This is a genomic window from Pseudomonas sp. BN606, assembly GCF_029873115.1.
Taxonomy (GTDB): Bacteria; Pseudomonadota; Gammaproteobacteria; order Pseudomonadales; family Pseudomonadaceae; genus Metapseudomonas.
In genome coordinates, this window is the sequence record NZ_SSOF01000078.1 from 97,253 (window position 1) to 109,195 (window position 11,943).

General features: G+C 63.4%; 9 protein-coding genes. 6 read left to right on the plus strand and 3 right to left on the minus strand.

Annotated elements, in window-relative coordinates; genetic code table 11:
- Nucleotides 1-3 precede the first annotated feature (3 nt).
- From E8E75_RS20825 to cysB, 3 genes are all read left to right on the plus strand, one after another.
- A complete protein-coding gene (locus tag E8E75_RS20825) occupies nucleotides 4-909 on the plus strand; it encodes a 5'-nucleotidase (protein ID WP_153920276.1) in 906 nt (301 codons plus the stop codon).
- A gap of 178 nt (nucleotides 910-1,087) precedes the next feature.
- Entirely contained in the window at nucleotides 1,088-1,588 is a 501-nt protein-coding gene (locus E8E75_RS20830) for a universal stress protein (protein WP_120651463.1), read from the plus strand.
- A gap of 119 nt (nucleotides 1,589-1,707) precedes the next feature.
- Nucleotides 1,708-2,682, plus strand: coding sequence for an HTH-type transcriptional regulator CysB (gene cysB, locus E8E75_RS20835; RefSeq protein ID WP_120651462.1), 975 nt, complete (start codon nucleotides 1,708-1,710; stop codon nucleotides 2,680-2,682).
- Nucleotides 2,683-2,852: 170 nt separating this feature from the next.
- On the opposite strand, the gene E8E75_RS20840 is transcribed toward cysB, so the two are convergent.
- A complete protein-coding gene (locus E8E75_RS20840; RefSeq protein ID WP_153920278.1) occupies nucleotides 2,853-3,143 on the minus strand; it encodes a hypothetical protein in 291 nt (96 codons plus the stop codon).
- A gap of 3 nt (nucleotides 3,144-3,146) precedes the next feature.
- Entirely contained in the window at nucleotides 3,147-3,881 is a 735-nt protein-coding gene (locus tag E8E75_RS20845) for a phosphoadenylyl-sulfate reductase (RefSeq protein WP_153920280.1), read from the minus strand.
- Between the two features lie 192 nt (nucleotides 3,882-4,073).
- Between E8E75_RS20845 and thrH the strand changes: the two genes are divergently transcribed.
- On the plus strand, nucleotides 4,074-4,691 hold the full coding sequence (gene thrH / locus E8E75_RS20850; protein WP_120651459.1) for a bifunctional phosphoserine phosphatase/homoserine phosphotransferase ThrH: 618 nt from the start codon (nucleotides 4,074-4,076) through the stop codon (nucleotides 4,689-4,691).
- Nucleotides 4,692-4,823: 132 nt separating this feature from the next.
- On the opposite strand, the gene pabB is transcribed toward thrH, so the two are convergent.
- The gene (gene pabB / locus E8E75_RS20855; RefSeq protein ID WP_120651458.1) at nucleotides 4,824-6,173 is read right to left on the minus strand and encodes an aminodeoxychorismate synthase component I; all 1,350 of its coding nucleotides are present in this window, start codon (nucleotides 6,171-6,173) and stop codon (nucleotides 4,824-4,826) included.
- Nucleotides 6,174-6,338: 165 nt separating this feature from the next.
- Here pabB and E8E75_RS20860 point away from each other — a divergent pair, with 165 nt between their 5' ends.
- Entirely contained in the window at nucleotides 6,339-9,053 is a 2,715-nt protein-coding gene (locus tag E8E75_RS20860; RefSeq protein WP_256660971.1) for a LuxR C-terminal-related transcriptional regulator, read from the plus strand.
- Nucleotides 9,050-11,761: a LuxR C-terminal-related transcriptional regulator gene (locus tag E8E75_RS20865; protein WP_153920284.1), complete on the plus strand. Its 2,712-nt coding sequence runs from the start codon at nucleotides 9,050-9,052 to the stop codon at nucleotides 11,759-11,761. Before E8E75_RS20860 ends, E8E75_RS20865 begins: the two co-directional genes overlap by 4 nt.
- Nucleotides 11,762-11,943: the final 182 nt, after the last annotated feature.

Sequence of the window (11,943 nt, forward strand, 5' to 3'; positions counted from 1 at the left end):
TTCATGGGCAAGGGGCTGGGTGACAAGCTGGTACTGGCGATCTCTTCGCGGGCACTGTTCGACCTGGACGAAAGCCACCGGGTCTACGAGGCAGAAGGCATAGAAGCCTACCGCCAGTACCAGATCGACCATGAAGACGAAGTGCTGGCTCCTGGCGATGCCTATCCGCTGGTGGAGAAACTGCTTGGCCTGAACGAACAGTTGGGCCAGCAGCGGGTCGAGGTCATCCTGGTGTCGCGCAACAGCGCCGACACCGGGCTGAGGGCCTTCAACTCCATCCAGCACTACGGTCTTGGCATCTCCCGCGCTGCCTTTGTCGGCGGGCGCAGTCCCGAGCCGTATCTGCGCGCCTTCGGTTGCCACCTGTTCCTGTCCACCCATGCCGAAGATGTGCGTCGCGCCCTGCAGACGGGCTACGCCGCCGCCACCATTCTCTCTGGCGGTCCGCGCCGCGCCGCGAGCAATGAGCTGCGCATCGCCTTCGATGGAGATGCGGTGCTGTTTTCCGACCATTCCGAGCGTATCTACCAGAGTGGCGGCCTCGAAGCCTTCCAGGCCCACGAGCGCGATTCGGCGCGCGAACCTCTGGATGGAGGGCCCTTCAAGCCTTTCCTTTCGGCGCTGAACCGGTTGCAGCAGGAGTTCCCGCCGGAAGCCTGTCCGATTCGCACGGCGTTGGTAACCGCGCGCTCCGCGCCGGCGCATGAGCGGGTCATCCGCACCCTGCGCGACTGGGACATTCGTCTGGATGAATCCTTCTTCCTCGGCGGGTTGGAAAAGGCCGCCATCCTCGAAACCTTTGGCGCAGATGTGTTCTTCGACGACCAGGCCGGACACTGCGAAAAGGCCCGCGATGTAGTGGCTACCGGGCATGTTCCCCACGGTGTGAGCAACGAACCGCAGTTCTGATCGGATTCCTTACGAGAGTTGCCAGCAGGCTCCGCAATCGGCCTGGAAAGCCATTTGTGGCTAGCACGCTTCAGCGCGGTCCAATGGTCTTTGTGCCGCGCCGGCCGGTCGCTCGACGACTTTTCCTACAGAACCTAAGCTCTGGTGAGGCCAGCCAAGCATGGCAGTAGGAGGCCTCATGATTCGCTCCATTCTCTATGCCACGGACCTCGGTCTCTATGCCCCATATGTTCTGCAGCACGCCTTGTCTCTCGCTCGCGCCTACAACGCCCAATTGTATGTAGTTCATGCGGTGGAGCCCCTTGGGCTGTTCGCCGAATCGGTTCTGCAGACCTACCTTGACGACGCCACCCTCAAGGAGCTGCGGGCCAAGGGGCTGGGCACCGTGATGTCGAGTATCGAGCAGCGGGTGCTGGAGGGGTTTCGCGATGAAATGGGCGAGGCGGTCCAGGACCTGGACATGATCCGCGCGGTGCGGGTGGTTCAGGGGGATCCGCCGCTGGTCATACTCGAAGAAGTGCAGAAGCTCTCGGTGGACCTGCTCGTAGTAGGTAGCCACAGCCACGGGACTTCGCTGGATACACCGCTGGGCCGTACCGCTGCCAGATTGGTGCAACTTTCAGAGGTGCCGGTGTATCTGGTGCCAATGCTCCAGCATCGCGGGCGCAACGACTTCTGATCACCGCTGGTCGCGGGTTGTGCAAAGCGCAAAAAAACGTCTAGTTTTATTCAGCAAACCATTAATATGGTTATAAACGCCGCCGACATCCTGCGGCGTAATCGCTTTGAGGATTGCCTATGAAGCTCCAGCAATTGCGCTACATCTGGGAAGTAGCGCACCACGACCTTAACGTGTCCGCTACTGCCCAAAGCCTCTACACCTCGCAGCCGGGCATCAGCAAGCAGATCCGTCTGCTGGAAGACGAGCTGGGCGTCGAGGTTTTCGCGCGAAGCGGCAAGCACCTCACTCGAGTCACTCCGGCCGGTGAGCGCATCATCACCACCGCCGGCGAAATCCTGCGCAAGGTCGAGAGCATCAAGCAGATTGCCCAGGAGTTCTCCAACGAGAAGAAAGGCACCTTGTCCATTGCCACCACCCATACCCAGGCGCGCTATGCACTGCCGCCGGTGATCGGTGGATTCATCAAGCAGTACCCCGACGTTGCCCTGCACATGCACCAGGGGACGCCCATGCAGATCGCAGAGATGGCTGCCGATGGCACTGTCGATTTCGCCATCGCCACCGAAGCCCTGGAGTTCTTCGGTGACCTGGTGATGATGCCGTGCTACCGCTGGAACCGCTGCGTCATCGTTCCCCAAGGCCACCCGTTGGCCAAGCTGCCCAAGCTGACCCTCGAAGCACTTGCTGAACATCCCATCGTGACCTACGTGTTCGGCTTTACCGGCCGCTCCAAGCTGGATGAAGCGTTCAGCCATCGTGGCCTGACCCCCAAGGTCGTGTTCACCGCTGCCGACGCTGACGTGATCAAGACTTATGTACGCCTGGGGCTGGGCGTGGGCATCGTCGCGAAAATGGCGGTGGATCCCAAACTCGATAGCGACCTGGTGGTGCTGGACGCCAGTGAACTGTTCGAAGCGAGCGTGACCAAGATCGGATTCCGTCGCGGCACCTTCCTGCGCGGCTTCATGTGTGACTTCATCGAGAAGTTCGCCCCGCACCTGACCCGCGATGTCCAGGCCAGGGCCGTGCAGTGTCATAACAAGGCGGAGCTGGACGAGCTGTTCCACGACGTGGAGCTGCCGACCTACTAAGGGTCAGGGCAAGGAAAAAGCCCGGCTATTGCCGGGCTTTTTTCTGGGCGGTACACAGGAGTTACGACGCTGGATGCTGTTGGGTTTCTCTTTGCTCTACCGCAACCCACCTGCACGCCAAGAGGGCTGTAGGTTGGGCTGAGCTCCGCGAAGCCAAACACCCTGCTGGGCTACGAGGGTGGGTTGGAGGAGGGCTGCAACACATCGCGCAGAAAGGCGAGGAATACGGTGTAGACCTGCTCCCGGCCATCGTCGTGGCGCACCACGAAGAACGGTGCAGTGTCCACGCCGTAATGCTGCGCTGCCATCCAGCCGGCACTACCCGGGTTGCGCTCGTCGGCCACCAGGATGCGGTCTATCCGCTCCAGATGGCCCCCGCGTTCCAGGTGCTCCATCACATCCCGGCATTTGCGGCAGTCCTGGCCATCGGCGAGGACTTTCTTCACCAGGGTGATGCGCATGGCTCAGGCCTTGCTGATCAGATTGCCGGCATGCAGGCCGCATTCCTTCTGGGTGGCTTCCTCCCACCACCAGCGCCCTTCGCGCTCGTGCTGGTTCGGCAGTACCGGGCGGGTGCAGGGCTCGCAGCCGATGCTGATGAAACCGCGCTCGTGCAGTGGGTTGTAGGGAATCTCCAGCATTCGGATGTAGGCCCAGACTTCTTCGCTGCTCATCTGCGCCAGCGGGTTGAACTTGTACAGCGGCTTTTCCGGGGTTGAGAAGGCGCCGTCCACTTCCAGTACGGCCACCTGGGAACGGGTGCCCGGGCTCTGATCGCGACGCTGGCCGGTGGCCCAGGCTGTCACGGTGGAGAGCTTGCGGCGCAGCGGTTCGATCTTGCGGATGCCGCAGCATTCGCCATGACCGTCCTTGAAGAAGCTGAACAAGCCCTTTTCCTTGACGAAGGGTTCCAGCAGGCGCGGGTCCGGCGATAGCACCTCGATGGCGATGCCATAGTGTTCGCGCACCTGCTCGATGAAGCGGTAGGTTTCCGGATGCAGACGGCCGGTATCCAGGCTGAATACCTTGACGTTCTTGTTCAGCTTCCAGGCCATGTCCACGAGGACCACGTCCTCGGCGCCGCTGAAGGAAATCCACAGGTCGTCGCCGAAATGCTCGAAGGCGAGCTTGAGGATGTCCTGGGGGGACTTGCTGGCGTAAGCCGTCGCCAGTGCGGCGACGTCGAAGGGGTGGCTCATCAGGCAGGCTTCCTTTTGGGGGTGGCGCTGGGCGCGCTCTATGGCGGGCATCTTAACAAAGGGGAGTTATGCTCCTAAATAACCATCAGGAAGTACCACTGCTGCTTTTGGATATAAGGGCTGCGTTGCACGGTATCTGTCGAGTCGCTAGAGTGCCGCCTCCAATCAAAAAGCCATGCGGGGAAATTGCTCGTGGAAATCGCCTGTCTCGACCTTGAAGGTGTACTGGTTCCGGAAATCTGGATCGCTTTCGCGGAAAAAACCGGAATCGAAGCGCTGAAGGCGACTACCCGGGACATTCCGGACTACGACGTGCTGATGAAGCAGCGCCTGCGCATCCTCGACGAGCACGGCCTGAAGCTCGCCGACATCCAGGAAGTGATCGCTACCCTGAAGCCGCTGGAAGGCGCCGTCGAGTTCGTCGACTGGCTGCGCGAGCGCTTCCAGGTCGTCATCCTCTCCGACACCTTCTACGAGTTCTCCCAGCCGCTGATGCGTCAACTGGGCTTCCCGACCCTGCTCTGCCATCGCCTGATCACCGACGAGACCGATCGTGTGGTGGATTACCAGCTGCGCCAGAAGGACCCCAAGCGCCAGTCCGTGCTGGCCTTCAAGAGCCTCTATTACCGTGTGATCGCGGCTGGCGACTCCTACAACGACACCACCATGCTCAGCGAAGCTCATGCCGGTATCCTGTTCCATGCGCCGGAAAATGTAATCCGCGAGTTCCCGCAGTTCCCGGCGGTGCACACCTACGAAGACCTCAAGCGCGAGTTCATCAAGGCCTCCAACCGTCAGTTGAGCCTCTGAATCCTGCCTATGAAAAAGCCCGCGAAAGCGGGCTTTTTCATTCCCTCGCCCTCTGGAATAGGGTTGGGGGGAGGGGCCGTCTGCTGGCACGGTGCCAATTCGGTTCGCGAATGAATTCTTCCCCCACAGGTTTTAATCTCCCAACCTCTCCAGCGTCTGCATCAACACCTTCACCTTGGTGATTGACTCACGGTATTCCTCCTGCCAGTCGGAGTCGGCAACGATGCCTCCGCCACCCCAGCAACTGGCCCGACCGTCTTTCACCAGCACGGTGCGGATGGCGATGGAACTGTCCAGTTCGCCGCGAACGTCCAAGTAAAGCAGGGACCCGCAATAGATCGAGCGGCGAGTGGGCTCCAGCTCGTCGATGATCTGCATGGCGCGAATCTTCGGGGCGCCGGTGATCGAGCCGCCGGGAAAACTGCCAGTGATCAGGTCCAGTGCATCCTTGTCTGCCGCCAGGCGGCCGGTGATGGCGCTGACCAGGTGATGGACGTTGGGGTAGCTCTCCAGGGCGAACAGCTCAGGCACTCGTACCGAACCTATGGCACAGCTGCGTCCGAGGTCATTACGCAGCAGGTCGACGATCATCAGGTTCTCCGCGCGGTCCTTGCGGCTGGCCAGTAGCTCCTCGGCCTGGATGCGGTCTTCCTCCGGTGTCTGGCCGCGCGGTCGGGTGCCCTTGATCGGGCGGGTTTCCACCATGCCCTGGCTGACCTTGATGAAACGCTCCGGCGACAGGCTGAGGATGGCGCCGCCATCGTTCAGCGCCTGGTAGCCGGCGAACGGCGTCGGGCAGGCCGCGCGCAATGCCTGGTAGGCGGACCAGGGATCGCCCTCACAGGGTGCCTGGAAGCGCTGGGTGAAATTCACCTGGTAACAGTCGCCGGCCTGGATATAGGCCTGCACCCGTTCGATGGCGTCGCGGTACTGGCCCTGGTCGAGGTTGGCCTGGAAGGGCGCGTGCAGGCGGAATGGGGCGGATGCCGATTCGGCAGGCTCGCTGAACAGGGCGATCAGGCGTGCGCGCTCGGCTTGCGCAAGGCTGGGGTGGAACACCAGTTGGCTGGTGCGCAGTTGATGATCGCTGACCAGCGCCCAGGCATAGAGGCCCAACTGGGCGTCGGGCAATTGCAGGTCATCGATGGCCGCTTCCGGCAGTTGCTCCACCCTGCGGCCGAAGTCATAGGCCAGGTAGCCGATCAGGCCGCCGACGAACGGCAGTTCGATTCCCGCAGGCAGGCTCGCCTCGCCGAGGCTGGCCAGAGCCTTCCGCAGGCGATGGGCGAAGTCGTTGGCCGATTCGCCCGGCGCTGCTGCAAATGCTGCCAATGGCCAGGCGCTGAATAGGTCATAGCGTCCACGCTCGGCGACCGGTCGGCCGGCGTCCAGCAACACGGCGCCGGGCGCCTGGCGGACTCGGGCGAAGCGTTCGCAGGGAGATTCCTGATAGGGAAGAGCGTGTAAATGACAGTCAGGCATGGGGGCGGCGCGGGCTGAATGCAGGAGCGGATTCTAGTCTGCCTGCAGTGTCGATCCTAGAGCCTTTTCTGACGTTTACGTAGGAAAAACATTCTGATACTTATGTACCAATCCCACGGAGATGTACCTCCGAACCACAACGATAACGACACAGGGATTCAGGCAGTGGACGCAGTTCTCAACCCCGCAGCCGGTAGCCGCCAGCGCTCCAAACTCGTGACACCTCAGGCATCTGCCGATTATCTGCCAAGACCCCAGGTTCAGGCGGCACTGGCCGCCCATCCTCATGCTCGCCTCCTGCTGTTCTCGGCACCTGCCGGGTTCGGCAAGACCACCGCCCTTGCGGCCCTGGCCGAGCAACGCCGCACCGCCGGTAGCGCAGTGGCCTGGTTCTCCCTGGAGGCCGAGGACGACGATCCCGCGCGATTCTTCCAGCAACTGATCAAGACCCTCGGCGAAGCCGTGCCCGGCGTTGGCGACTACGCCCGCGGCTACCTGCATAACACCATGCAGGTCCCGGTCAACGCCGTGCTCGAAAGCCTGCTGGTGGACCTCGCCCGCCACAATGGTCCGCTCCTGCTGGTGCTGGATGACCTGCACCTGTTGAAAGACCCCGAACTCTTTTCCGCACTTGGCCGCCTGGTGCGCCTGGCCCCTGCCAGCTTCTCCCTGGCCGTCGGCAGCCGCTCCCTGCCGCCGCTGAGTCTGGCCACCTTGCGGGCCAAGGGCTGGCTGCTGGAGATCGGTCTCGACGAGTTGCGCCTGTCCGTCGAGGAAACCCGCGACTACCTGGCCCGTACCGGCCTGCAACTGGATGATGCAGTACTGGCCGCGCTGCACAGCCATACCGAAGGGTGGGCGATTGGTGTCCAGCTGGCGAGCCTGTGGCTCCGCCACCAACCGCAAGCCACTGAGCAGATGGAGTGCCTGGGCAGTGACCAGGCCACGGTAGGTCAATACCTGCTGGCCAGCGTTTTCGAGCAGCTGTCTGCCGATCTGCAGGACGCCTTGCTGGCCCTCGGTGTCGCCAGCCAGCTCAGTGGTGACCTGGCCAACGCACTGACCGGGCGCCAGGATGGCCAGGCGTTGCTGGAACGGCTGGAAACCATGCAGCTGTTCCTGCTGCCGCTGGATCGTGAGCGGCAGTGGTACCGCTTCCACCACCTGTTCGCCGACTTCCTGCGCAGCCGTCTCAAGACCCGTGATCCGGAGCGCCTGAAGCAACTGCACTTCAACGCCAGTCTCTGGTTCACCAACCATCACATGCAGAACCTCGCCATCGAGCACGCGAGCCTAGCCGAAGACCCGGACATGCTCGCGGCGCTGGTGGATGGCTGCGGCCTGGAACTGATCAACCGCGGCCAGTTGAACAAGATCTACCGCTGGCGGCAGAAGGTGCCGGACGATATTGCCGCGCGTTACCCGACCCTGGTACTGGCGGATGTCTGGAACCGTGCGACCGAGATGGCACTGCCGGAAGCCATCCAGATGCTCGACGAGTTGCTGGCCCGCTGGGGCGGAACCCGCGCCGAGGCGCAGATCAGCGACAAGTACCTGGCGACCCTGGCGGTAAAGGCTGCCCTCGCCCTGCAGAAGGACGACCTCGAACTCTGCGTCACCATCGCCCGCCGGGTTGAGGCGCAACTCGGGCGCAACCAGGCCTTCCTCGAAGTGGCCATCCTGGTGATTGGCGCCATGGCCCTGGCGGTCCTCGCCCAGCCGGACCAGGCCCGCCGCCTGCTGTCCCTGGCCCAGCAGCGCAACCACTTCCTCGAAGGCCGCTACCTGGACATGCAGCTGGCCAACGTCGAGATCCTCCTGGCCCTGGAACAGGGCCAGGTGCGGCAGGCGCAGATGCTCTTCGATCAGATGCATGCGCAAGTCATGCCGCACCTGGGGCAAAAGTCCCGTGCGATGGCGCTGCCGGTCATAGTCGAATCCCTGATCGCCTACCAGCAGGGGCGCCTCGACGGCCTCGAGGAACGCCTCGGCAGCGCGCTGACCCATATCGACGTCATCCGGCCGATCGACATCTATGCCCAGGGCATGCTCTTCCTTGCGCGCATCCAGCGCATGCAGGACAAGCCCAAGGAAGCCCAGGCGACCCTGGTGCTGATGCAGAACCTGGCCGCACGCAACCAGTCCTGGCGCTTCTATGCGCGAGCGGTGGCCGAGGAAATCTCGCTGACGCTCCAGGAGCCTGGCACCGATCGCATCAAGCGGGCCGAACAGCGCTTCAAGGGCGTGGATTGGAACAAGCTGGCCAGCGGCGGTACCCAGCACGGCGCCAATTCGGCGCTCTGGGTACAGGGGCTGATCCGCGTGCGCCTGCAGCAAGCCCGTGGGCACTTCAGCGAAGCCCTGCACGAGATCACCCAATTGCGCGGCAAGCTCCAGCCCAACTGGCATGGCCTGCAACGGCTGCGCCTGGACCTGCTGGCCGCCCTCAGTTACCAGCGCCTGGGTTATCAGGAGCGCGCCCAGAGCCTATTGGTGCAGTGCCTGCTCTGTGCCGAGCGGGAGGGCGTGCGCAGCCTGTTCATAGAGGAGGGCGAGGCCATCCGCCAACTGCTCCAGCAACTGGAAGCGGCCGAACGCCACCCCGCGCTGCAAGGTTTCATCCGCGACCTGCTGGCGTCCTGGCCCGGCAACGACGCACGCAAATCCCTGGATGTGCTGGAAGAAGGACTCACCGACCGTGAGCGCGAGGTGGTCTGTCTGGCCGCCAAGGGCATGTCCAACGAGGAGATCGGACAGCAGCTGGCCTTGGCGCTGGGGACTGTCAAATGGCACCTGCACAACATCTACGAAAAGCTCAAGGTGCGTAACCGGACCCAAGCGATCCGGCGTGCCCGCGAGCTGGGGCTGCTCGAATCATGACCGACCTCTGCCTGTCACGCCCGCACCAGATTCCCCTCCTGCGCACCAAGCTGTTCCCGGCCGATGCCGGTGGCCGCCCGGTACTGCCGCGCCGAGCGTTGATCCAGCGCCTGCAGGGCGCCCGCAGCCGCCGCGTACTGGTGCTCAGTGCGCCGGCCGGATTCGGCAAGAGCACCGTGCTCAGCCTGTTCCGCCAGCAGCTCCAGATCGATGGCGCACATGTCGCCTGGCTGTCCTGCGATGAGGCCGACAGCGAGCCGCAACGCCTGCTGCAGTACCTGGTCGCCGCGGTGGATGCCGCATTGCCCGGCTTTGGTGGCAATACCGTTGGCCTTCTGCAGGGTGATGTGAACTGGCCCATCGAGGCGGTGATCGACGCGTTCGTCGGCGATCTGAAACGCATCGAGGGCGACCTCTACCTGATGCTCGATGACTTCCACCGCATCCGCCACGTAGCCCTCGACCAGGGGGCGCGCTACCTGATCGAGAACCTGCCGGCCAATGTCCACCTGGTCAGCAGCACCCGCTTCACACCACGGCTGTTGTTCAGCGAGGCGGAATCGCTGTTGCTGAAAGCCGAAGACCTGCGCCTGACCCTCGAAGAAACCGAGGCCTACTTCCGCGAGGTGCGCCAGTTGACGCTGGCCAGCGATGAAGTGCGCCTGCTGCACACCCGCACCGAGGGCTGGATCACCGCGCTGCACCTGGCGAGCCTGGCGCTGGCCCGGCATCCCGATCGTGCTGCCTTCCTCGCCAGCCTCAGCGGCACCGAGCGCAACATCGCCGACTACCTGACCGAGGACGTGCTCGAAAGCCTGCCGCAACCCTTGCAGCAGTTCCTCGAACAGACCTCGGTGCTCGACGACTTCTGCGCCGACCTGTGCAATGCCCTGACCGGCCGCCGCGATGGGCTCGACATGCTGATGCGGCTGCAGCGCGAGCAGCTCTTCATCATTCCCCTGGACGAGCAGGGCGAGTGGTTCCGCTATCACCATCTGTTTGCCGAGTTCCTCCAGGGTCGCCTGGCGCGCCAGACGGATCCGGCAACCCTGCTGCATGCGGCGGCGCGCTGGTGCGAAGGCCACGACATGCCGGACCGCGCCATCAAGTACGCCCTGCGTGGCCGCGATTTCGCCTTCGCCGCCGCGATGCTGGAGCGCCAGGGCGCACGGCTGATCGCCGGCAACCGGGTCTACGGCATTCTTTCGATGCTCAAGGGCGTGCCCGCCGAGGTCATTCGCGAGCACCCGGTGTTCCAGATCTTCTATGCCTGGCAGTTGGCGTTCGAGCAGCGATTCGCGGAGTCCGAAGCGCTGATCGAGGAAGTCAGCACGCGACTGCTGCAAGGGCGCGGCAAAGTGATCCATTTCGGCCTTGGCGAACTGCTGGCGGCCTCCCAGGTGCTCAAGGCCCTGGTCATGCTCTATCAGGACAAGCTGGAAGCCTGCCTCAAGGTCGCCCGCCAGTGGCTCGCCATGGTGCCGGACAACCAGCCGGTGTTCCGTGCCAGCCTGGCCTGCGTCCAGGCGGCGGCCTATGCGCTGATGGGCGAATTCGGCGAAGCCGCGAAGGCCATCGCGATAGCCCGTGACAACCTGAAACTGGTGGACAGCGAATACCTGCATGTCATGACCAGCCTGATCGAGGCGCTGATCTGCAAGGAAAGCGGCGAACTGGAACGCGGCCGGGCCATCGCCGAAACCGCCCGAGCCCGTGTGGAACGGGTGTTCGGGCGACGCAGCCGGGTAGGTGGGCCGCTGGCCCTGGCCTACGCTGACCTCCTTTACGAACAGGACCGCCAGGCCGCAATCCTTGCCGAACTGCCCCTGGCGACTACCTGGCGAGATGTAGCGACTCCGGTGGAATTGATAAGCCGTGGTCAGTTGGTGATGGCGCGGGCGCGATTCTTTGCCGGTGAACCGGAGCAGGCGCTGGCCCAGCTCGACGAATGGTTGGCTGGCCTGCAGGGTGCGGGCTACGAGCGGGTCTTCGCCCATGGAATGGCCTGCAAGGTGCAGTTCCTGCTCTGGCTGCGGCGGCCCAACGAAGCCGAGCGCATCTGCCTGCAACTGCAGCAACACCTGGCCGTGCTGCCGCTGGCGCGTTACTCCGATGCGCACACGGTGCTGGCCCTGACCGAGGCACGCCTGGCACTCACCGAGCGCCGCCCCGAGCGTGCCCAATCGAGCCTGGAGAATTGCCTCGCGCGGCAACAGGACGAACACCAGCGCGACCGTCGCCTGCGGCTGTCGCTGTTACTTTCTGTGGCGTACTGGCGCAAAGGTAACAGCGAGAAGGCCTTCGTCCTGTTCCAGAACACCTTGGAAGAGGCCTGGAATCGTGGCTACCGCCGGTTGTTCCAGGATGATGCGCTCTGGCTGTTGCCGCTCTGGGATGCCTGGCGCGCCGCCGAACCCAAGCGTGCCGGCGCCTGGCAAGGTGTGGCCGAAAGCCTGCGCGAGCAATGCCGCCGGCTCTCCGTGGATCCGGAAACTTTCGATGAAAATCAAGATGTTAGCCATCGAGAGCGCGAAATCCTGCGGTATGTCGCGGCAGGTCTTTCCAACCGCGACATTGCCCAGGCGGTGCACCTGTCAGAGGCCACCATCAAATGGCATCTGCACAACCTGTTCGCCAAGCTCGGGGTGCGCAGCCGTACCCAGGCCGTGTTGAAGGGCAAGAGTCTGGGCCTCCTGAGCGAGGCCTGAGGTGGGGAACCCCACAGCCCCTCCATCCCTTGGATGGGCTGGCAGCGGGGGAGGGGCTAAGTAGTTTTGTTCCCAGGTCGAGAAGCATGGTGCTTCACGAATCCTCGCCGGATGCGATTAAGGAAGCAGCGTCCGGCCAGGAGATCGGCGTCAGCCGGTCCAACTGCCGATGACAGGAGTCG